Source organism: Microbulbifer sp. CNSA002 (genome assembly GCF_047324085.1).
Classification (GTDB): Bacteria; Pseudomonadota; Gammaproteobacteria; order Pseudomonadales; family Cellvibrionaceae; genus Microbulbifer.
Genome location: NZ_CP172449.1, coordinates 2,434,456 through 2,455,412 on the forward strand (window position 1 = coordinate 2,434,456; position 20,957 = coordinate 2,455,412).

At 50.8% G+C, this 20,957-nt stretch carries 18 protein-coding genes; 13 read left to right on the forward strand and 5 right to left on the reverse strand.

Annotation, left to right across the window (positions count from 1 at the left end; all coding sequences use genetic code 11):
* Positions 1 to 77 precede the first annotated feature (77 nt).
* Positions 78 to 305: a hypothetical protein gene (locus ACG1BZ_RS10920; protein WP_413665662.1), complete on the forward strand. Its 228-nt coding sequence runs from the start codon at positions 78 to 80 to the stop codon at positions 303 to 305.
* Positions 306 to 402: 97 nt separating this feature from the next.
* Here ACG1BZ_RS10920 and yegQ read toward each other — a convergent pair whose 3' ends face one another.
* The 3 genes from yegQ to ACG1BZ_RS10935 form a co-directional block, all read right to left on the reverse strand.
* On the reverse strand, positions 403 to 1,701 hold the full coding sequence (gene yegQ / locus ACG1BZ_RS10925; RefSeq protein ID WP_413665862.1) for a tRNA 5-hydroxyuridine modification protein YegQ: 1,299 nt from the start codon (positions 1,699 to 1,701) through the stop codon (positions 403 to 405).
* Positions 1,702 to 1,925: 224 nt separating this feature from the next.
* Positions 1,926 to 2,495, reverse strand: coding sequence for a cytochrome P460 family protein (locus ACG1BZ_RS10930; protein ID WP_413665663.1), 570 nt, complete (start codon positions 2,493 to 2,495; stop codon positions 1,926 to 1,928).
* 87 nt (positions 2,496 to 2,582) lie between these two features.
* Positions 2,583 to 3,227 (reverse strand): Crp/Fnr family transcriptional regulator, encoded by a 645-nt coding sequence (locus ACG1BZ_RS10935; RefSeq protein WP_413665664.1) that lies wholly within the window; start codon positions 3,225 to 3,227, stop codon positions 2,583 to 2,585.
* Between the two features lie 137 nt (positions 3,228 to 3,364).
* Here ACG1BZ_RS10935 and ACG1BZ_RS10940 point away from each other — a divergent pair, with 137 nt between their 5' ends.
* On the forward strand, positions 3,365 to 4,849 hold the full coding sequence (locus ACG1BZ_RS10940) for a bifunctional 2-methylcitrate dehydratase/aconitate hydratase (protein ID WP_413665665.1): 1,485 nt from the start codon (positions 3,365 to 3,367) through the stop codon (positions 4,847 to 4,849).
* Positions 4,850 to 4,971: 122 nt separating this feature from the next.
* Here ACG1BZ_RS10940 and ACG1BZ_RS10945 read toward each other — a convergent pair whose 3' ends face one another.
* The gene (locus tag ACG1BZ_RS10945; protein WP_282932674.1) at positions 4,972 to 5,910 is read right to left on the reverse strand and encodes a porin; all 939 of its coding nucleotides are present in this window, start codon (positions 5,908 to 5,910) and stop codon (positions 4,972 to 4,974) included.
* Positions 5,911 to 6,180: 270 nt separating this feature from the next.
* On the opposite strand from ACG1BZ_RS10945, the gene ACG1BZ_RS10950 reads away from it, so the two are divergent.
* The 11 genes from ACG1BZ_RS10950 (at position 6,181) to ACG1BZ_RS11000 (ending at position 20,269) form a co-directional block, all read left to right on the forward strand.
* On the forward strand, positions 6,181 to 8,760 hold the full coding sequence (locus ACG1BZ_RS10950; RefSeq protein ID WP_413665666.1) for a DNA internalization-related competence protein ComEC/Rec2: 2,580 nt from the start codon (positions 6,181 to 6,183) through the stop codon (positions 8,758 to 8,760).
* A gap of 113 nt (positions 8,761 to 8,873) precedes the next feature.
* Positions 8,874 to 9,497, forward strand: coding sequence for a MotA/TolQ/ExbB proton channel family protein (locus ACG1BZ_RS10955; protein ID WP_413665667.1), 624 nt, complete (start codon positions 8,874 to 8,876; stop codon positions 9,495 to 9,497).
* A gap of 14 nt (positions 9,498 to 9,511) precedes the next feature.
* Positions 9,512 to 9,931 (forward strand): ExbD/TolR family protein, encoded by a 420-nt coding sequence (locus tag ACG1BZ_RS10960; RefSeq protein ID WP_413665668.1) that lies wholly within the window; start codon positions 9,512 to 9,514, stop codon positions 9,929 to 9,931.
* Positions 9,932 to 10,014: 83 nt separating this feature from the next.
* Positions 10,015 to 11,844 (forward strand): lipid A export permease/ATP-binding protein MsbA, encoded by a 1,830-nt coding sequence (gene msbA, locus ACG1BZ_RS10965; protein ID WP_413665669.1) that lies wholly within the window; start codon positions 10,015 to 10,017, stop codon positions 11,842 to 11,844.
* 9 nt (positions 11,845 to 11,853) lie between these two features.
* On the forward strand, positions 11,854 to 12,888 hold the full coding sequence (lpxK, locus tag ACG1BZ_RS10970; protein ID WP_413665670.1) for a tetraacyldisaccharide 4'-kinase: 1,035 nt from the start codon (positions 11,854 to 11,856) through the stop codon (positions 12,886 to 12,888).
* Positions 12,878 to 13,645 carry a 3-deoxy-manno-octulosonate cytidylyltransferase gene (gene kdsB, locus ACG1BZ_RS10975; RefSeq protein WP_413665671.1) on the forward strand — a complete coding sequence of 256 codons (768 nt, stop codon included), beginning with the start codon at positions 12,878 to 12,880 and terminating at the stop codon, positions 13,643 to 13,645. The genes lpxK and kdsB overlap by 11 nt, the downstream gene beginning before the upstream one ends.
* 11 nt (positions 13,646 to 13,656) lie before the next feature.
* Positions 13,657 to 14,673: a UDP-N-acetylmuramate dehydrogenase gene (gene murB, locus ACG1BZ_RS10980; RefSeq protein ID WP_413665672.1), complete on the forward strand. Its 1,017-nt coding sequence runs from the start codon at positions 13,657 to 13,659 to the stop codon at positions 14,671 to 14,673.
* A gap of 550 nt (positions 14,674 to 15,223) precedes the next feature.
* The gene (locus tag ACG1BZ_RS10985) at positions 15,224 to 15,877 is read left to right on the forward strand and encodes a response regulator (protein WP_413665673.1); all 654 of its coding nucleotides are present in this window, start codon (positions 15,224 to 15,226) and stop codon (positions 15,875 to 15,877) included.
* A gap of 44 nt (positions 15,878 to 15,921) precedes the next feature.
* Positions 15,922 to 17,736, forward strand: coding sequence for an excinuclease ABC subunit UvrC (gene uvrC / locus ACG1BZ_RS10990; protein ID WP_413665674.1), 1,815 nt, complete (start codon positions 15,922 to 15,924; stop codon positions 17,734 to 17,736).
* Between the two features lie 101 nt (positions 17,737 to 17,837).
* The gene (pgsA, locus tag ACG1BZ_RS10995; protein ID WP_413665675.1) at positions 17,838 to 18,401 is read left to right on the forward strand and encodes a CDP-diacylglycerol--glycerol-3-phosphate 3-phosphatidyltransferase; all 564 of its coding nucleotides are present in this window, start codon (positions 17,838 to 17,840) and stop codon (positions 18,399 to 18,401) included.
* 158 nt (positions 18,402 to 18,559) lie between these two features.
* The gene (locus ACG1BZ_RS11000) at positions 18,560 to 20,269 is read left to right on the forward strand and encodes a sulfatase-like hydrolase/transferase (protein WP_413665676.1); all 1,710 of its coding nucleotides are present in this window, start codon (positions 18,560 to 18,562) and stop codon (positions 20,267 to 20,269) included.
* A gap of 30 nt (positions 20,270 to 20,299) precedes the next feature.
* On the opposite strand, the gene ACG1BZ_RS11005 is transcribed toward ACG1BZ_RS11000, so the two are convergent.
* The gene (locus ACG1BZ_RS11005; RefSeq protein WP_413665677.1) at positions 20,300 to 20,908 is read right to left on the reverse strand and encodes an LEA type 2 family protein; all 609 of its coding nucleotides are present in this window, start codon (positions 20,906 to 20,908) and stop codon (positions 20,300 to 20,302) included.
* Positions 20,909 to 20,957: the final 49 nt, after the last annotated feature.

Here is a 20,957-nt window from a genome sequence, read left to right on the forward strand (position 1 = left end):
AAACGGGTGTATTCCTGTTGGAACTCCGAGGGAGGGCGGGTTTTTATCTTGTAATTAGTACTGTCGAGCATATTTTTGTGATCAAAACTCAGGGCTTTAAAAGGGTTTTAGGTGAGGCTGAAAATGCAGGAAAATTGGTACAAGAACCAGTTGCTTGCGGTGAATGGTGGGGAAATACAGGATGGTTTGAATATTATGAGGTGGGCAGTAACTTGAGAGGTTTAACGATTACCCAATGCATTTTGAGGATAGGTTCACAAGTAAAATTGTGGAGATGTAGTGGGAATAAAGGTGTCGTGGCTTAGTGAATCCGGTAGATTGTCTAAACCACTACACCTTTAACAAAATATATTTGCAAAACGAAGAGCTTGATAAGCCATAGTGCAAATTACAGGCCGAGGGTTATCCCAGAGCTTTGACCAATAGCGCCTGTTGAAGTTGATCGTCATCAACCCCCTCTGGTCGAGGTATTTGCACGATATGGCCGGATCCCGGAGCTACATCGATCGCTTTGCCTTCCGTATTCTCCATTTGCGCCAAGGGGAAGAACAAGCTACCGCTGGGAGTCATTAACTCCAATTGATCACCGCGTTCAAAGCGATTTTTTACATCAATCGTCAAATACTCAGGACTGCCGTCAATAAGCTCGCCTACGAACTGTTGGCCCGGAGTTGATATCAATCCCTTTTCATATTGCTGGTATTCTGCTGGTGGATGGCGACGGTAGAAACCTTCCGTGTAGCCCCGGTTCGAGAGGGTTTCTAATTCGTCCATCATCTTCATGTCAAAGTCTTTTCCTGCTGCAGCATCGTCTATCGCGCGACGATAGATCTGAGCAGTACGAGCCACATAGTAGTGGGATTTGGTGCGACCTTCGATTTTTAAAGAGTGAACGCCCATTTCCGAGAGGCGCTTGACGTGCTGTACGGCCCGCAGATCTTTGGAGTTCATGATGTAGGTACCGTGCTCATCTTCGTAGGCAGGCATATACTCTCCAGGGCGACCCTCTTCCTGTAGTAAAAAGGCCTGGGAAGTAATGTCACTGGCGGAGGTGGGTTGCTGGGCGGGTTGCTGAATAGTTTCCTGGGTTTGCACATGAATCAACTCGCCAACTTCATTCTCTTTGGCTTCATGAGCTTGGTATTGCCAGCGGCAGGAGTTGGTGCAGGCGCCCTGGTTGGCATCTCTATGGGTCATATAACCGGATAGCAAGCAGCGCCCGGAATAGGCGATACAGAGCGCACCGTGGACAAAGACTTCCAACTCCATCTCGGGCACTTTCTGGCGAATTTCTTCAATCTCATCTAGGGACAGTTCCCGGGAAAGTATCACCCGAGATAACCCCTGGCGATGCCAGAACTTTACGGTCGCGTAGTTTACCGCATTGGCCTGTACGGATAGGTGGACTGGCAGATCAGGCCAGCGCTCCCTTACCATCATTATCAGACCTGGGTCGGACATAATCAGGGCGTCAGGCCCCATTTCGACAATTTCTTCCAGGTCCCGCAGGTAACTGCGAACTTTGTCGTTGTGAGCGGCGATATTAGAGGCGATATAGAACTGTTTTCCCTGCTGGTGTGCTTCTTCTATGCCTAGGCGCAGGGTTTCAATATTTTTAAATTCATTATTGCGCACACGCAAGCTGTAGCGGGGTTGGCCGGCATAAACGGCATCGGCTCCATAGGCAAACGCATATCGCATATTTTTTAAAGTCCCTGCGGGGGACAGTAACTCAGGTTTAAACACGGAAAAACTCATAGTGGAATAGTCGGACGCGGCCGCATGTTAACGGTATTTAAGATCGCGCCAATTGATATAAATCAATTAGCGCTGGGGTGGGGGTGATAAGCTGTTATGGAGGGAATCTATGCTGTTACTCTAGCCGAATAATAGACCTCTAACCTCTGATTTTTGCTGTTTACTTTTTAGTTCTGCAGGACCTGCTGATAACCCTGTGTGTATACCCAGTCATTATTCTTGGCAGGCAAATGACATCCAAAACAGTTGTTAAGCCCGGTGCCTTTCCAGGTTTCAGTTTCACTTTTGGCTATTCCTGGCTTAAATAAAGCCCATCCCCAGCCTTCGGCCCAAGCCGGGTTTTCTGGGAAGCGGTTGTTATCGTCTTTTACCATCATAAAAGTGAATTGAAGGTCTGAAGAGTAATAAGCCAACCCTGTGGTTAAGGGCTCCGATTGGGTGCTATTAACATCCTTTACCAAAACTGTCCCATCGGGAAACTTCCCCTTTTTGCGATACCCTTCTACTGCCTCGGGTTGGGTATAAACATTATGAGTATCCCATCCATCGCCACTCGAGGACTTTACCTGATAGGAGCCCAGGAAGACCCATTCCCGGCGGTAATTATCCGGCAAAGTAATATTCCCCTGGCTATCAACCATGCTTTTATAGGTTGAATTGAGGTTTTCATCGGCCTTTGCAGAAATACCCAATACGAGTGTCAGAACTAAAGAGGTAAATAAGTAGGCGCTGCGCATAATCCTTTTCCATTGCTGTTGATGTGGGAGAGCTATACCCGGGTTTCAGCTGCTGGAAAGTATATGAAGGTGGGAAGGGTAAAACTGTCAGCTGGCTGACACTGGCGCATATATTTGGTTCTCTGCCAGGCTTTTTAACGCGGTTTGATCGAGAAGGCAGATATATTGGCGCGTATAGTCGATAACACCATCAGACTTCCACTGTTTAAGCTGTTGGCTGACTGTTTGCCTGCTGCCACCGGCCATGGCGGCCAATTCGGACTGGGTCAACTTGATGTCGAGTTGATGTCCATGACCACAGGGTTGTCCCCGGTAATTAAATAGCTGTGCTAACAAATTGGCCAGCCGGACCGGTAAAGGGGCGGTGATGTGGAGGAAAAGACGTTGCTGAAGCTGAGATTCCCTTGTGGCTAGTTGTTGCAATAGCTCATCGTGGGTCTGTGATTGGCGCTCCATCATGGCGTTTAGATGTTGAATGGATGTAACTTCCAGTTCACTGCCGGATTTGGCGGTTGCTTGAATGTCCAGGTTTTTCCCAGTTAGACCTGGTCCAAACCATGATCCGGGCCCATAGAGATCGATAATGGCTAGGTTGCCGCAGTAGTCCACTTTTTGGATAAGGACGTAGCCGGCATGAATAAAATAAATCTGGGGACCAGAATCCCCTTGTCGGAATAATACCGTTTCTTTGAGGAATCGAAGTGTTTTTATTGGGTCGCTAGTTCGTTGCAAGTGGGTTGATTCCTGTTTTTAGAGGTTCCTAACAATATAGAATTCTTCGGTCGTTTGTTTAGCTATCTGAAGTTTAGGAAGCAGCTAATCTTACTCCATCTGTTTTGCCCTCCGACAATTTCACGGGCTATTCAATCATGATTGCTGACCCCGCTCCGAATATCCGCCCCGATTACGATCAGGTGATACAGGATATCGCAGATTATGTGCTTCATTTCAAAGTGGGTTCCAGTGATGCTTGGGAAACAGCACGGTTAAGCCTGATGGACTCCCTGGGGTGTGCCTTTCTGGCGTTGAGTTTCCCTGAATGTACAAAGTTGTTAGGACCCTGGGTGGAGGGGACATGGGTGCCGAATGGGGCCCGGGTACCTGGCACCCGATTTCGCTTGGACCCGATAAAAGCTGCATGGGATATCGGCTGTACAATTCGATGGCTCGATTACAACGACACTTGGTTGGCGGCTGAATGGGGGCATCCCTCTGACAATCTTGGGGCAATATTGGCCGTTTGTGACCACCTGTCGCAAGGGCGATTAGTTAAAGGGGGAAGCCCAATAAAAATGGGCGCGGTACTCGAAGCAATGGTCAAAGCCTACGAGATTCAAGGTGTCTTGGCATTGTCTAACAGCTTTAATCGGGTTGGGCTCGATCATGTACTACTGGTGCGGGTTGCTTCTGCCGCTGTGGCTGCCTGGCTTAAAGGCGCTGGGCGGGAGGAAGTAATGGCGGCGGTGTCTCAGGCGTGGGCGGATGGTGGAGCATTGCGGACCTATAGGCATTCCCCGAATACTGGATCACGCAAGTCCTGGGCTGCAGGTGATGCCAGTTCCCGTGGGGTTCGCTTGGCTGATTTGGCGATAAGTGGAGAAATGGGAGTGCCCGGAGTACTTACGGCAAAGCAATGGGGTTTTTATGATGTCCTGTTTAGCAAGACAAATGCGGAGCAGCAACTGAAACCACCATCAGAGCGCAATTTTCAGTTCCCCAGAAGTTTTGGCTCCTATGTCATGGAGAATATCTTATTCAAAATTTCTTATCCGGCTGAGTTTCACGGTCAAACAGCTTGTGAGGCGGCAATTATTTTACATCCACAGGTTGCAGACCGTATCGATAATATTACCAAGGTGGTAGTGACCACACATGAATCAGCCCTTCGCATCATCACTAAATCAGGTCCATTAAATAATCCGGCAGATCGGGATCATTGTTTGCAATATATTGTTGCAGTGGCGCTAATTTTTGGTGACTTACAGCCAGGTTTTTATGAAGATGATTTTCATCGCGATCACAAAGAGATCGATATCTTGCGGGACAAGATTGAAGTGATAGAAGATAAAGGTTACTCAAAAGATTATTTAGACCCAGATAAGCGTTCTATAGCCAGTGCGGTACAAGTATTTTTTAAAAGTGGTGACGCATCAGAAAAGATTGAAGTTGAATATCCGATGGGACACCGCCGTCGCCGACGGGAGGGGATTCCGTTATTGGAAGATAAGTTCCGTAGTAATTTAGCTACGCGATTCCCTCAAGGGCGGGCTAACAAAATTTTTGCAGCTATTAATGATCTTCAAGGGTTAAAGCAGTTGTCAGTTAATCGCTTTATGGATCTATTGGTTATTTAGGGGCTCCTTAGGAAATTCCCCAGAGTGAAAAAGGCGGCCAAAGGCCGCCTTTTTCATTGCTCAATCTTCCCCAAGCGGCAGAGTCGCACTTTCCAATTTGGACCGCCACATTTAAGGAATGATTAGAACTTGTATTCAACACCAATACCGGCGTAGCTGCGATCGTAGTCTTCGTCAGCAGTTTCGTCGGTGTAGAAGCCGAAAATTTTGGCTGCGCTGTTGAATTTGTAGTCTGCGCCCAGGCTGAAAGTCTCGCCGCCTTCTTCTTTGATATCAGACTGGCCGTACTGGGCTTTCAGAGTCCACTGGTCCAGCTTGTAAGCAACAGAGCTCATCCAGCCGTCGACAGTTTCGCCGCCGTCAGCATCTTGCTCTTCGAACAGGGCGCCTACTTGTACAGGGCCGATGTTGTACTGAGCTACAAAACGATGAACGTCAACGTCCTGACCTTCAACGTCCTGGTCCATAGCGTAGGCCAGGTAAACACCGTTGTTGTCATAGGCGACAGACATGGAAACGCCGTTGTTGCGTTCTTCGCCGGTAGTTTCGTCAATAACTTCTTCTTTGTTGCTGATGAAAGCCGCAGAAGCTTTGAAGCCACCGAAAGAAGGAGTAGTGTACTGAAGTGCGTCTTCTTCGCGGTTATCGCTGCTGGTGATCAGGCTCTTGATATCGCCTTCGAGGTCGTTGAACAGGTCAACTTTCTTCTGGGCAACTTTCAGGGGAGTATCGAACTTACCAGCGATGACCTGGCCAAAGCCGCCTTCCAGGCCTGCGTAGATGTTGCGCTGGGAGAAAGTATCGTCAGCGTCACCGTCCATATCTACTTCGTATTCCATACGGTAGATACCTTTAACGCCTTCAGTCAGGGCGATTTCGCCTTTCACGCCCAGGCGGGAAGCGTTGCTCTGAACGTCAGTGACGGAATCATCACCTTCATCGGCAGCCTGGAAGGTGACGTTGGCTTTGCCGTAAAAGTCGAGTACATCGCCTTCATCTTGGGCGTTGGCCAGAGCAGGTACCATGGCAACGATGGCCAGAGAGAGAGCGGTCTTATTCATAATCGTCTCGCACAGTTTATGGTTTTGGGTTGAAAGGTGCCTTCCGTGTCGTCCTAGTTGGCTGCCTTTCGATTTGGTGCGGATTCTGCGTTTTGAATATGACAAACATGTTAAAAATGGCATTTTTCTTAAAAATATGTGACTGGCCAGTGCTATGAATGGCAGGTTAGCTAGCTATATTAAGGTTTTAGGCGCCTGAAGCGGCGGTTCGCAATCATCGTTGATTTGAGTGAAGGTGGTCAATAGTTGAACAAAAAGATGGTGTAAGGGATGGCGCTGGGGATGGAATTATGGAGTTTTCGGGAGCGAATTCAGCAGCTTTCTCACCTGCTGGCTAAGGCGAGAGGCATTGTCGTCTACATGGGGCCCAGCATATATCTTTGGGTCTATTCGCTATCTATTATCGCAGTGGGATGTCTTGCCCGATTACCCGCTGAAAGCACTCTGTGGGCACTGTATCTCTCTCTAGCCTTGTTTGCCTGGGTGGTAATACGCCGCTGGCGCCCCCTTGCTCTGATCTTTCTCTCCTTTATTGGTGCGACCTGGGCACTCCACTCTCATGAAGCATCGCTGGATCGCCGGCTCCCCCTCGGTGCACATGGTGCGGACTTTGTACTTCAGTTGAACCTGGTCTCGCTGCCTGAATTAAATGAGGGGGGAGGGTTTGGCGCTAGTTCAGAGTCACACACGGTGCGTTTTCGCGCTCGAGTTGTGGATATTGTTTCCAGTCCTTTAGCTGAAGAGGGTGCCCAGTTAGCACCGCCAGAGCTATCTATCGGAAGCCTTCTCAACCTAACCTGGTACCGAGTTGACGGTGAGGCTCTGGCTCGTCTGCGGGGTGGCTCTCAATGGATATTGCCTGTGCGATTGAGAAGCCCTAGGGGAAGTGTGAATCCACATACATTCGACTATGAAGGCTGGCTTTTGCGAGAGGGAATTACGGCAACAGGGTATGTTCGCCCCCGCGATTATCCTCCTCAGTGGTTGGGGCAGGGGAATGGCATTATTGAGTTAAGGGATGAATTGCGCTCCCAAATTAGTCAGTTACCGATCCAACGACCGGACCTGATAGCGGCGCTATTACTAGGGGATCGCAGTCAGTTGAGCGAAGGTGATACCGACCTGCTTAAAAGGACAGGTACGGGCCACCTTATTGCCATATCCGGCTTACATGTGGGCATGGTGGCCGGTTGTATTTTGTTGATGGGCACCATACTGGCAAAAGGGATTGGGCTTTTTACGGGCACCAGCCGTTTTGGTATTGCGATAGGACTCGCCTTGGTGGCGAGCCTTGCTTATACCTTGATCGCCGGCGTTCCTCTATCCGCACAACGGGCGCTTGTAATGACCTGGGTGTTATTGCTGGGGTGGCACTGGCGGCGCAGACTGGGAGCGGGTTTTGCTTTCTCATTGGCACTGGCAATAGTGCTTAGCCTGCAGCCACTGGCTTTTTACAGTGCTGGTTTTTGGTTGTCCTTCGTGGCCGTCGGCAGTCTGCTTTTGGGGTTTAGTGGGCGAATTGCTTTAAGTCGAGAGCCGCAATGGGGGCCGAAGGCTGAGGCCCCTGGTGCTGTAACCTCATGGCAGCACCGATTTTCCCAGTTATCGTTATGGCAGCTGTTGCGAAGCCAGTGGCTGATTGCAATTGGCCTGTTTATCCCATCGATAATATATTTTTCTGGCTTTAGCTTTTCAGGTGTATTGGTCAATCTTGTAGCGATTCCCTGGATGGGTCTGTCTATTTTGCCATCACTTATGTTAGGTGCTGTATTTATTGATACTCAGCTGGGTGTTTGGCTGCTGCAGTTTGCAGGTTGGCAATTGGATCTGCTGATGACTGCGCTCAATATTGTCGATCATTCGATACCGGGGTTTCGTGGTTTTGCGATTGCCTCCACTGCATTGGGGATAGTCATTGCCGGGCTTGGCGCGGTGCTACTTTTGCTGCCTAAAGGGTTGCCAGGGCGCAAGTTGGGCTGGTTATTTTTTCTTCCAGTTGCTCAGCCCTGGCTTTCTACATTGACACCGGCAGATGAGCGTTTGAAATTATCAGTGCTGGATGTTGGTCAGGGGTTGTCAGTAGTTATCAGCACCGGAAAAAGCCGTATTGTTTACGATGCAGGGCCTTCAATCCCCTCGGGCTGGAGCGCGGGAGGCTCGATAGTGGCTCCCTACTTGATGAGTAGCGGAGGTAGTGAACTCGATGTGCTGATCGTCAGTCATGGCGATAGGGATCATGCCGGCGGCGTGGAGGGTTTACTTAGAAACATTGAGGCAAAAAAGCTCTATGCTCCAGGGACTTTAGCTAGCAATTTACCATTATCGCCAGCCACGATTACTGAGCAGTGTCGGGCAGGAACGGAAGAGCAACTGGGAGATATATCATTTCGATGGTTATGGCCTTCCTTAACGGCACAGGGAGAGGAATTACTGGATGGTGAGGAGAACGATCACAGCTGTGTAATTTTGGCTGAGTGGCAGGGGGTGCGTTTACTGCTTACTGGGGATATCAGTCGTAAGGTTGAATATCAACTGTCTAAAATGTATCCACAATTTCCCGCTGTTGACGTACTGATTGCGCCCCATCATGGTTCCCGCTCTTCCTCATCGGTCGCTTTGCTCGAATGGGCCAGGCCTAAACGGGTTGTATTTAGTGCCGGTTTCCGACACCACTTTGGCCACCCTCACACCGATGTTGTGAAGCGCTACCAAAACTTCGGTGCCAGCATTTTCAGTACTGCGGAGAGCGGAGCGGTAGAATTTTTCTGGCGAGCCGGAGAACAAGAGCCGCAAATTTTACAGGCTCGTTTGGCACCACGGTTTTGGTATGCGAGTCACAACAGGGAATAAGGATGCGTGGGAGGACTTAGCCGCCGGCACCAGCTGTGATAAAGTGCTGCTCTGCGTCGAGGACGCAGTAATAATTTTCCAAAAATTCCCTCTGGTTTTCTGGGGCTAAGAAAGTGTTTGAGATAATAAAATCCGGCGGCCTGCTGATGTGGCCAATCCTGTTTTGCTCTGTAGCGGTTATTGCTATTTGTGTCGAGCGTTTCTGGACTTTGCACTCGCAGCATATTGCACCACGTACTTTATTAGGTGAGGTATGGGGCTGGCTTAAAAATAACCAGGTCAATGCGGAAAAATTGAAGGAGCTGCGCGACTCCAGCCCACTGGGAAAAATTTTTGCTGCGGGCCTGTCCAATTCCCGCCACGGTCGCGAAGTAATGAAAGATAGCATCGAGGAAACTGCCAGCCAGGTTGTGCATGAACTGGAGCGATTCCTGGGTGCTTTGGGCACGATTGCTGCCGTAGCACCGCTGATTGGTTTGCTGGGTACTGTGATCGGTATGATCCAGGTCTTTACCGCGATTATGGTGGAAGGTACCGGTAATGCAGGCGTACTGGCCGGTGGTATTAGCCAGGCATTGATCACCACTGCCGCTGGCCTGACTGTCGCTATCCCTGCGTTAATGGCACACAGATACTTCCAGCGTCGCGTTGACACGATTGTTGTGGCAATGGAGCAGGAAGCTGTCAAGCTTGTGGATGCTCTGCACAGCGATCGTAAAATCGAAGATGCGGCCTGAGCGGGGTAGCAAGCATGCAATTCCGCCGCCAAGCCACAGAGCAGGAAGGGGTTAACCTGACACCACTTATCGATGTGGTATTCCTGCTGTTGATTTTCTTTATGGTGTCTACAACCTTCACCAAGGAAAGCCATCTTAAGCTGAACCTGCCTGAAGCAGCAGGTCCTCAGTCTGTTGACCAACCTAAATCTGTAGAGATTTTGATCAGTGCTGATGGTTCTTATTCAATAGATGGACAAGCTTTGATCAATAAGAAGATCAACACCCTCAAATCTGCGCTGTCGGAAGTTTCCGCAGGCGAGTACAATCGCCCGCTTGTGATAACCGCCGACGCCACCGCTCATCACCAAGCCGTGGTTCGGGCAATGGATGCCGCTGGACAGCTAGGCTTTGTCAACCTAAGCATTACTACACGGCAGCCGGAAGAAAACTAGCGCGGAACCCTGTAGGGAGCTGACTTACCTTCGGTTTCTGTGCCCACTCGCCCCAGTTGGGGCGAGTCCATTCATTGGTCTGTATGAAGAAAGTAAAAGCGCCCCCCAGCAAACCGCAAAATGGGGCGGAAACTTACCGTCGATTGCTCACTTATGCCCGCCCGCACATGGCGATTTTCGGGGTTGCGGTACTGGGCTTCTTCCTGTTTTCGATCATGGGTGTTAGCCTGATTGCTGTGACTGAGCTGTTGCTCGATGCAGTGGGGGCAGGTATCCAAGAGAGTCGCGGGTTTCTCTCAAAGTTTGTAGCATCCTATTACCCCGATGGAGTAATGCCCCAGGAGACTGCTCGTTGGCTTGTACCGCTTGCAATGTTGCTGATTATTGTCCTTAGGGCTATTGGCAATTTTGTCGGCAGCTATGGTTTGGCCTATGTGGGCCGTGCAGTGATCCACGAGTTGCGAACACAGCTATTTGAGAGAATTGGCCAGCTTCCCAGCTCCTATTTTGACCGCTATACCGGCGCTTACCTGATCTCAAAGGTTTCATACAATGTTGAGCAGGTAACCAACTCCATCACCAAGGCGGTGAAGGTACTCTTCCGCGAGTCGTTTACGGTAATCGGTCTCTTGACCTACCTGTTATTGGTGAACTGGAAGCTGACTTTAACCTTCTTCCTTTTTGCCCCTTTGATCGCCTTTATTGTGCGCATCGTGGGTAAGCGTTTCCGCAAATTAAGCCATCGCATCCAGAATTCCATGGGTGACGTTACCCATGTCACCCAGGAAGCGATCAATGGCTATCAAGTGGTGCGGATGTATGGGGGGCAGGATTACGAGAAATCCCGTTTCCTCTCTGCCAGCGACAATAACCGTCGGCAGTTTATGAAGCTCGTAGTAGCAAACAATGCCAGTGTTTCTGTGATTCAGATACTGGTTGGTTTGTCTACTGCAACTATTGTCTGGCTGGCTCTGGCACCGGGTATGGTTGAGTCCATGACTGCTGGGGTTTTTGCCGCCTATATTGGTGCGGCTGCATCCTTGGCCAAGCCAGTGCGCAGCCTTTCCGAAATTTTTGCCGATATCCAGAAGGGTATTGCGGCAGCGGAGAGTATCTTTGAAGTAATGGATGCTCCCAGAGAGCCCCAGGATGGTGAAGCTCAGCTACCTAAGCCTGTGAATGGCACAGTAGCTTTTGACGGGCTTGAGTTTAGCTATGACCCGGCAGCACCTAAAGTACTCTCCGACATCAGTTTCGCGGTAAATCCGGGAGAAACAGTGGCCCTGGTGGGTGCATCTGGCTCCGGCAAGAGCACGCTGGTAAGTCTGCTGGCTAGGTTTTACGAGCCGACAGGTGGACGTATCTTGGTCGATGGGGCTGATATTTCCAAGGTGCCACTTAAAGAGTTGCGCCGCCATATCAGTATGGTTTCCCAAAATATCGTGCTGTTTAACGACACTGTATATCGCAATATTGCCTACGGTGAATTAGAGCATGCACCCAAGGAAAATGTTCTGCGTGCTATGGAGCAGGCACATGCAGCTCAATTTATTGAAGAGCTGCCTGAGGGGGCGAATACGGTTCTGGGGGATAATGCGCAGATGCTCTCCGGCGGCCAGCGCCAGCGCTTGTCTATTGCCCGTGCCCTGCTTAAGGATGCGCCCATACTGATCTTGGATGAGGCCACCTCAGCACTGGACAATGAATCGGAGCGCCATATTCAGGCGGCTCTGGCTGAAGTCATGAAAAACCGCACTACGTTTGTTATCGCCCACCGCCTGAGTACGATCGAGAATGCCGATCGCATCCTGGTGATGGAGAAAGGTCGAATTGTAGAGAGTGGGAATCACGCAGAGCTGCTCGCCCAGGGTGGTCGATACGCATCTCTGTTACAGCAGCAAACAATGGGGTAGGGCACCTGGATGTCACTGGAAGACTGGTTTAACAAGCGCTGGTACCCGGAAAAGGGTGAAGGTCGCTCGCTCTCCCTGCTCACTCCGCTGGAATTACTCTATGGGGGGGTGAGCAAGCGGCGCCGGGTAATGAGTTCTCGCACTCCACCGGAGCCCTTATCAGTTCCTGTCATCGTCATCGGTAATATCACCGTTGGCGGTGCGGGTAAAACACCATTGGTGGCGGAGCTGGCTCGCTGGCTAAAGGAGCGGGGTCACAATCCGGGGATTATCAGCCGTGGCTATGGTGGTCGTGCAGAAAAATATCCCTATCAGGTGACTGCCCAATCCCACCCCCTGGAGTCCGGGGATGAGCCGCTGATGCTGCACTTAATCACCGGTGTGCCGGTGATGGTTTCCCCTAATCGCACCGAGGCGGCGCAGGCCCTGATCGACTATCACCAGTGTGATGTTATTTTGTCCGACGATGGGCTGCAGCACTATAGTTTGTGGCGCAGCTATGAAATTTGTGTAGTTGATGGTCATCGCGGTTTGGGCAATGGTCATATGCTGCCCAGAGGACCTCTGAGGGAACCGGTGACGCGCCTGCAAAGCGTCGACATGCTGGTTAGTAATGGAGAGCCAGAAGCCAAAGTCAGGGATCAGTGCGGTGGGCTTTTAGAGTTTGAAATGACGCTCGAGCCTTCCTGCTGGCACCAGTTTAACCTCGACCAAACCTCCACATTGCGCCTGCCGTCAGGGCCTGAAGTCGGGCCTTGCCACGGGGTGGCAGCGATCGGTAATCCCAAGCGGTTTTTCCGGTCACTGCAAGCGCTAGGGTTCGAGGTGACAGAGCAACCTTTTGACGATCATCATCAATTCAGCCCCCAGGAACTGCACTTCGATGGGGAAACCCCCGTGATCATGACCATGAAAGATGCGGTGAAATGTCGCGATTTCTGGGAGAGTCACTGGTGGGCGCTTGAGGTTCGGGCCAAGTTGCCAGATCTTTTTTACCAAAAGGTGCACAAGCACCTGCAACAGTTTAGTGAAAATGAAAAATAACTCTTCTTTCGATGTCATTATTCCCGCGCGATATGGCTCCAGTCGCCTGCCAGGTAAGCCCTTGGCTGATATCGGCGGCAAGCCGATGGTGGAGCATGTTTATTTGCGTGCCAGTGAGAGCGATGCCGAGAGGGTGGTTATAGCCACCGATGATATGCGTGTAGCGGAGGTGGCCCACGGCTTCGGCGCCGAGGTGTGTATGACATCTGCCGAGCATGCCTCGGGAACTGACCGACTGCAGGAGGTGGCTCAGAACCTGGGCCTTGCCGAGGACCGCATTTTGGTCAATGTGCAGGGCGATGAACCCTTGATACCCGCCGAGGTGATAAATCAAGTGGCTGAAAACCTGGCGGCTAGCAAGAGAGCCGGCGTTGCAACCCTGGCGGAACCCATCACCTCAGTGGAGGATTTTCGCAACCCGAATATCGTCAAGGTAGTGACAACTGAGTCCGGGTTGGCCAGGTATTTTTCACGAGCGCCAATCCCATGGCCCAGAGATGCCTTTGCGATGGATAGCAGTGAACTGCCAAGGGGCTTGGAACCTCGTCGCCATATTGGTATCTATGCTTACCGTGTTGCGCTATTGCGCCAGTTTGTATCCTGGCCTATGGCCCCGCTAGAAAAGTTCGAGGCTCTGGAGCAGCTGCGTTTTCTTTACCACGACCAAGAGATTCACGTAGCGGATGCCTGCGCAGAAGTGCCCGGTGGCGTAGATACTGAGCAGGATCTTCAGCGTATGCGAGAAACCCTGGCCTGATGTAGAACCTAATGATTGAAGCCAATATTGATTTACAGCCCCACAATACTCTCGCAATTTCAGCAAACACCGCTTACTTTGCGCGTGTGGAAACCCTGGATGAATTGCGTGAGGCTTTGAGCTTTGCGCAGCAGAAGCGTTTGCCGATTCTGCCGTTGGGTGGGGGCAGTAATATCGTATTAACGGGAGACTTTCCCGGGCTTGCAATTCAGGTTGGGCTGCGAGGGCTAACAATTACTCCCAATGGTCGTGGCGGTACGATTGAGGCGGCGGCCGGGGAGGGGTGGCACCAGCTGGTTATGTCTACTGTCGAGCAGGGCATGGGAGGCTTGGAAAACCTCGCGCTGATTCCAGGTAAAGTGGGTGCAGCCCCAATCCAAAATATCGGCGCCTATGGCGTAGAGTTGCGTGACTGTTTTTGCAGCTTGCAGGCCATGGAAATTTCGACAGGTGCACTACATAACTTTTCCGCGTCGGACTGTGAGTTTGATTACCGGGACAGTGTGTTTAAAGGGCAGTTGCGCGATCAATTTATTATTACCCAGGTTAACCTTCGCCTTGCACAAGATTGGCAGCCCAAGGTAGCTTACCCGGCCCTACAGCAATTTATTGACCAGCAAGGTTGGGATTGTGACTCTTTAACACCCGCACAAATTTCCGCTGCGGTTATCGATATTCGCAACAGTAAATTACCGCTCCCCGATCAAATTCCCAACGCTGGCAGCTTCTTTAAAAACCCTGTGGTGAATGCGGACATTTACCAAAACCTAAAATCGGAACATCCCGATTTAGTAGCTTATGCCAGCGGTGAGGGTTGGAAGCTGGCGGCAGGTTGGCTAATTGATCGCGCTGGTTGGCGGGGCAGGCGGCAAGAAGCGGTAGGAGTTCACCACCAGCAGGCATTGGTTTTGGTTAATCCCGGCCGGGGCCGGGGTGATGAGGTGACACGATTGGCTCGCGCTATCGCTTCTGATGTGCAGGCTAAGTTTGGTGTTACCCTGGAGCCTGAGCCGCGCTATTACCCTTAATCCATTCAAGATTGTTTGCATGAGGGTGCGGACAATCCCTTCTTTTATTCTTCACTGAATTGCAGTTAGCAAGTACCCAATAGAAAAGTGCAAGTTATTGGGTGGGGTTGGCAGTTTTCAGCCTGAATTTCAGTAGAGAATTGTTCTAGTTGTTGACGATTATTTTGTTATAACGAATTCAACCTCTAACATTTTCTCATATTCCGATTTCTTTCATAAATATTTTCTGCGATAAAATGAATCTTCTATCGCAAATTTTGCGGAAGTGCTCATCTTGATCGCAGAAAAATTAATTGGTACGTTTTTACGCTATAATTAAATGTTATAAAGGCAGCAAGATCCTGTGGTCAAATGTCTGTTCAGCAGCATTTGAAACGGTGCTTCTGCTTTGCAGTAGCGTTTTTGTCTGGTATGTTGCGGTTGGGTTCCGGGGGGACCTACACGGGGTAGTTTCACCGTGAGCTAAAAAGAAGAACGCAGTTTATAGAGCTCGTGCGTTGGGGATGTATACGCGGCGTAGCCACTGCACTTATCCGTAGTTGGGGATAGCTTGATCAAAGTCTTAGTGGTGGATGATCACGATCTTGTGCGAATGGGCATTTCGCGCATGCTGGGTGATGTTGAGGATATAGAAGTCGCCGGAGAGGCAAACTGTGGCGAGGAGGCCCTGGAATTCGTTCGCCGGTCTAATGTTGATGTCATTCTGATGGATGTAAAAATGCCAGGAATGGGCGGCCTTGAAGCGACTAGAAAGCTGCTGCAGCGGTGCCCGGAGGCAAAGGTTGTTGCCGTTAGTGCACTCGATGATGATTTATTCCCGGGCCGCTTGATGCAGGCTGGGGCAATGGGTTACGTGACTAAAGGCGCGGACCTTGAAGAAATGGTTCGAGCGATACGGACGGTTATTTCAGGTGGTGTTTTTATCAGTAATTCCATGGCAACCAAAATGGCGATGCGCAGTGTCAGTGGCCAGGATGATCAGCAATCTCCGTTTGAAAAATTATCTAAAAGGGAATTGCAGACTGCAGACATGATCGTCAATGGCGCCAAGGTTGCGGATATTGCAAAGTCTCTCTCGGTAAGCCCCAAAACGGTGAATAGTTACCGCTACAGGATTTTTGAGAAGTTGGATATTAATAGTGATGTAGAGTTGACGATCCTCGCTGTTAAACACCAAATTCTCGACCCAGATGCTGCACTTTAATTGAAAAGTGGCTGATTTCTTAAAATATTGAGGCCGGTTGCCAGATGTTCGATAGCAAGCGTTTCCTCGCGACAGTAACTCGCAAACCCGGCGTCTACCAGATGTTCGACGCCGAAAATAAAATCCTCTACGTAGGGAAAGCCAAGAACCTTCGCAATCGGTTGTCGAGCTACTTTCGCAGCTCCGGACTAACGACAAAAACCATGGCGCTGGTGCAGCGTATTGGAAACATCGAAGTCACCGTTACGCGCAGTGAAACCGAAGCCCTGGTGCTTGAACAAAGCCTGATCAAGTCCCAGCGGCCCCCATACAATGTGATGCTGAAGGATGATAAAGGGTACCCTTATATCTTTCTTTCCAGCAATGACACTTTTCCCCGTATTGCATTCCACCGTGGTTCCAAGCGCAAGAAAGGCCGATACTTCGGACCTTTTCCAAATGCATCGTCGGTTCGCGACAGCCTGAACTTTTTGCAAAAAACTTTTCGAATCCGCTCTTGTGAAGACAGTGTTTTTCGCAACCGTTCAAGGCCCTGCCTTCAATATCAGATAGAGCGCTGCACTGCTCCCTGTGTCGATTTTATTTCTCCCGAGGACTATCGCCAGGATGTTCGCCACGCAGAGATGTTTCTCACGGGTAAAAGTGACAGCATTATCCAGGAGTTGGCCGATCAAATGGATGAGGCATCCCGGGCGCTGGAATTTGAAAAAGCCGCGAGACTGCGAGACCAAATTTCCGCGCTGCGTCGTCTACAAGCGGATCAGGTAGCTGAGGGTGCAAGTGGCGATGTGGATGTGCTGGGGATAGCCAGTGAGGGCGGTAGCTGTTGCGTACACGTTCTGTTTGTCAGGCAGGGGCGAATTCTGGGGAGTCGCAGTTATTTTCCCAGTGAGCGCCTGGGACTCACACCGCCAGAGCTACTTTCCGCATTTGTCCCGCAATTTTACCTGGGCAGTCCCCGAGAGATCCCCCGTGAGATTTTAGTTTCAGAGGCCTTACAGGATCTCGAACCACTTCAACAGGCTCTTAGCGAGCAGTGTGGTCGCGATGTCGGTATCACCCATAAGTTGCGTGGCAAGCGGGCCACTTGGGTTGAAATGGCGCAACAGGCAGCGCAACAGAATTTGACTAGTCGAACTGCAGCCCAGCAAAAACTCTACAACCGTTTCGAGAAGCTCCAGGAAGTATTAGAACTGGAGCAGCTCCCGGAGAGGCTTGAGTGCTTTGACATCAGCCATTCTTCCGGTGAGGCCACGGTTGCGTCCTGTGTTGTATTTGATATCGGCGGCCCGGTGAAGTCGGATTATCGCCGATTCAATATTGAGGGTATCCAGGCGGGTGATGATTATGCGGCAATGGGGCAGGCGCTAAAGCGGCGCTATACGCGCCTTTCCGGTGGCGAGGGCAAATTCCCCAATATCCTGTTGATCGACGGAGGGAAGGGCCAGGTTACACAAGCGGTCGAAGCTCTGAATGAGCTGGGCATCGTCGGAGTGCAAATTATTGGTGTTGCCAAAGGAACTACACGAAAAGCGGGCTTTGAAACATTACATGTGGTTTCCAGTAACAAAGAGCTTGTACTCTCCGCCGACTCATCAGCGCTGCACTTAATTCAACAAGTGCGAGACGAAGCGCACCGCTTTGCTATCGCTGGCCACCGGGCAAAACGGGATAAAAAACGCAGGGAGTCTCCATTGGAAGGTATCGCTGGAGTAGGGCCCACTCGCCGCAGGGCGCTGCTGCGACATTTCGGAGGTTTGCAGGAGCTAAAGCGCGCAACAGTAACGGAGATCGCCAGCGTGGATGGTATCAGCCGGAAACTAGCTCAGGATATATACTCGGCACTACACCACGAGTAGAACAGGATTGAGCTGGCGATTAAATGGCCAGTTTTTTCCAAAGCGTTTCATTTTGCGCGATGGCTTGATAACGTACGCCCTCCGCAAGAATTGAGAAAAGTATGACAATCGCCAATCAACTGACACTTTTACGTGTTGCTTTGATCCCATTTTTTGTTTTGGTTTTCTATTTGCCGTACAAGTGGAGTTACATTGCTTCTGCTGCAATTTTTGCAGTTGCCGCAATTACCGATTGGCTTGATGGCTATCTCGCCAGAAAATTAAATCAGAGTACTGCCCTCGGTGCCTTTCTGGACCCGGTTGCCGATAAGCTAATGGTGGCTACGGCATTGGTCTTGCTGGTGGGACTGCATGACAATCCGCTGTTTGCGATTGCTGCGGCGGTGATCATCTGTCGAGAGATCGCGGTCTCTGGGTTGCGGGAGTGGATGGCTGAGCTGGGGCAGCGCAGCAGCGTTGCCGTTTCCTATGTAGGCAAAGTCAAAACCACCGCACAGATGGCAGCAATTCTTGTTCTGCTTGCCTTCGATGTTAGAGAGTTTCCGGTGATGGAAACTATTGGATACCTGCTGCTCTATATCGCTGCCGGCCTCACCTTGTGGACGATGGTGATGTACTTGCGCGCCGCATGGCCGGCTCTTATGGCCGACAGCCGGGATAAGTAGATAGAGGGTAGTTACTTCTCTCACGAAATTGGCGCCTCGACTCTGGCATTTGCTGGAAAACGAGGCGCTCTTTACCCCGCTTAAACTCGCTCTTCCTCTTCCAAGCCCCTGCGCTCCTCTAAATTGTTAGATACTTTTCTGCGATCTATAGGAAGCTCATGTCCGTCAAAAGCCACCTGATTATGATCTGGCTCCTTTGCATCACTCTCAATGTCGAGGGGCAAGTTGTACACGATGCCGAGTTTTATATTCTCAAGATGCAAAACAGCGATCGTTGGGATCAAGAGGATGCGGAGCTTGAGCAACGCTTACAGCAGTTGCGGCAGAAATATGGACAGCCACCGAATATCGTATTTCTGCTGTGGGATGACACTGCATTTGGAGCTGTTGGCTTTCCTGCGTTACAAAAGAACTTTGGCTACTCAACGCCAAATCTAAACCAGATGGCTTCAGAGGGTATCAACTTTACTCGCATGTACTCTGAGCCCTCATGCACACCAACCCGCGCTGCTGCGCTCACCGGACGGCTACCGGTGCGCTATGGCATGGGTGAAGTGGGTATGCCCCATGAGTTTTCCGGTCTACGCGCAGAAGAGGTCACTATTGCCGAGGTACTTTCGCAAGCGGGTTATACGACAGGCTTTTTCGGCAAGGGGCACCTTGGAGATATCGAGGAGAGTTATTTGCACAATCAGGGGTTCGATGAGGCGTTGTTCACTCCGATGAACCAGATTACCTCCCTGTTTAACCCCCAGGCAAATGTAGCAAATGCGGTGCTGGGCATGTTCCCCGAAATCTATCCACCTGATCCCTATCAGTTGGACAGCCCTGGTCTGATTCCCGCTGGCTGGGTAATGAATATTGAAGGGAAAAAGGGACAACCCGGGCGAGAGTGGTGCGGAACATCCAACGAGTGCTTCGCTAAGTTTGATCCAGAGGCAGAACAGAGAACGCTGGCCTTTATTCGTCGCAGTGCAGAGCAGAAGAAACCGTTTTTCGTTGCCTACTGGCCCAATCTCCTTAATTTCATGGCGATGTATAACCCCAAGCGCTCGGTAGCCGGGCTGATGGTTGCCGATGCTTTCCCGGCGATGGATAACTTTGTCGGGGTGCTGATGCAAGAATTGAAAAGCTTAGGGCTCGCTGAAAATACCTTGTTCGTTGCAATGGCGGATAACGGCCCTATGGTTCACAGTCCGCCGGCGGGGTGGGGAATGCTGCCCATGTTGTATCGGGGTGGCAAAGGGGATTTTACTGAGGGCGGCGTTCGCGTACCTGCTTTTGCCTGGTGGCCAGGAACTATCGAAGCGGGACAAACGGCAGGAGATATTATTCATATCACTGACCTGTATACGACTTTCGCTCGCTTGGGTGGAGCAACTGATGCTATTCCCACGGATCGCGTCGTTGATGGCGTCGACCAGACCGCTCTGTTCCTAAACGGCGATACTCATGGCCGCCGGGATTATGTATTTATCTATACGGGTAAGGAATTGGGGGCAACAGTAAAGGGGCGATATAAGAGGCATTGGCTGGGAGCGGGCGAGGTGGCAGGGTCGGGGATGCCGGAGGCTTATTACGATTTATATATGGACCCCCGGGAGGAGTCCCCGCAGCTGGTGCCGTTAATTTACACCCAGGGCCAGTTCAATCATATGGTGGCTCGCCACCGTTTATTCAAGCGTAAATATCCAGACGTAGCCAGCGGCAAAGGCATACCCTATACCGGGCTGGCCAATGCGCGTCCTGAGACACAGGCTATTGGTGAGCGCGTGCGCGCAGTCATCAGTGAGATGCCATTCACTGTTGAAGACTATCTCGAGTATCAGATCCCCGGTGCCGACAAGGTCGGCGACTGGGGAGATTAAAACGCTATATCCAAAGTGAGTAGGCTTGGACTAGTGGTAGAGGCCCAGATTCTGATTTAGTCGAACTTCGCCACTTCGCTGCACTGTAATGGAAGGCACAATGGACCTGCTCAGGCCAATTTTTGCCTGAAGTTCATAGGGTACCGATTGCTGCCCTCTATTCGCTAATTCAGCGGCGGCGAATAGAGACCCCATCCAGCTTGCAGTTGCGTCTACCGAGATATCATCCTGGCCATAGGGGGCAATGGGCAATAGGTTGTTTGAGGTTCCCGTCATCACTTTATGGCCGGCAAGACTGAGCTTGTAGTAGATCCCGGAGAGGGGTAGCTCTTGGTTGTTGGGGTTGAAAATGCGCAAATGGATTCTGAAGCGCAGATCGCTGCCGACGGCAGGAGGAAGCGGCTCCAGCCCAATAATCTCAACCTCGGGCTGCTGAAAATTGGGCGATAAAGCGGCGCAACCACCCATGAATAGAGCGAATAATACGAGTAAGTTCAGTTGTAAAAGTTTGATCACTGCTTGTCCTTCATTTTTCTCTCTTCTGATAAGTACGAGGTTGGTGTCCCAGCGCTTATTCCACGACCACCACAGTTTTATTTCTCTTGCTTGCTTATTGAGCAACCGCTCGAATTGCTTCATTCTGCGATCCTGATGGATCGAAGAAGGTTGTTGCCTCTGTGCAAACTTC

Coding starts and splice junctions, on each gene's coding strand:
- ACG1BZ_RS10950 (WP_413665666.1), top strand. CDS start 6,181: ATGGCGCTGGGGATGGAATTATGGAGTTTTCGGGAGCGAATTCAGCAG.
- kdsB (WP_413665671.1), top strand. CDS start 12,878: ATGAAAAATAACTCTTCTTTCGATGTCATTATTCCCGCGCGATATGGC.
- uvrC (WP_413665674.1), top strand. CDS start 15,922: ATGTTCGATAGCAAGCGTTTCCTCGCGACAGTAACTCGCAAACCCGGC.
- pgsA (WP_413665675.1), top strand. CDS start 17,838: ATGACAATCGCCAATCAACTGACACTTTTACGTGTTGCTTTGATCCCA.
- ACG1BZ_RS10940 (WP_413665665.1), top strand. CDS start 3,365: ATGATTGCTGACCCCGCTCCGAATATCCGCCCCGATTACGATCAGGTG.
- ACG1BZ_RS11000 (WP_413665676.1), top strand. CDS start 18,560: ATGTCCGTCAAAAGCCACCTGATTATGATCTGGCTCCTTTGCATCACT.
- ACG1BZ_RS10945 (WP_282932674.1), bottom strand. CDS start 5,910: ATGAATAAGACCGCTCTCTCTCTGGCCATCGTTGCCATGGTACCTGCT.
- murB (WP_413665672.1), top strand. CDS start 13,657: ATGATTGAAGCCAATATTGATTTACAGCCCCACAATACTCTCGCAATT.
- msbA (WP_413665669.1), top strand. CDS start 10,015: ATGAAGAAAGTAAAAGCGCCCCCCAGCAAACCGCAAAATGGGGCGGAA.
- ACG1BZ_RS10930 (WP_413665663.1), bottom strand. CDS start 2,495: ATGCGCAGCGCCTACTTATTTACCTCTTTAGTTCTGACACTCGTATTG.
- yegQ (WP_413665862.1), bottom strand. CDS start 1,701: ATGCGATATGCGTTTGCCTATGGAGCCGATGCCGTTTATGCCGGCCAA.
- ACG1BZ_RS11005 (WP_413665677.1), bottom strand. CDS start 20,908: ATGAAGCAATTCGAGCGGTTGCTCAATAAGCAAGCAAGAGAAATAAAA.
- ACG1BZ_RS10960 (WP_413665668.1), top strand. CDS start 9,512: ATGCAATTCCGCCGCCAAGCCACAGAGCAGGAAGGGGTTAACCTGACA.
- lpxK (WP_413665670.1), top strand. CDS start 11,854: ATGTCACTGGAAGACTGGTTTAACAAGCGCTGGTACCCGGAAAAGGGT.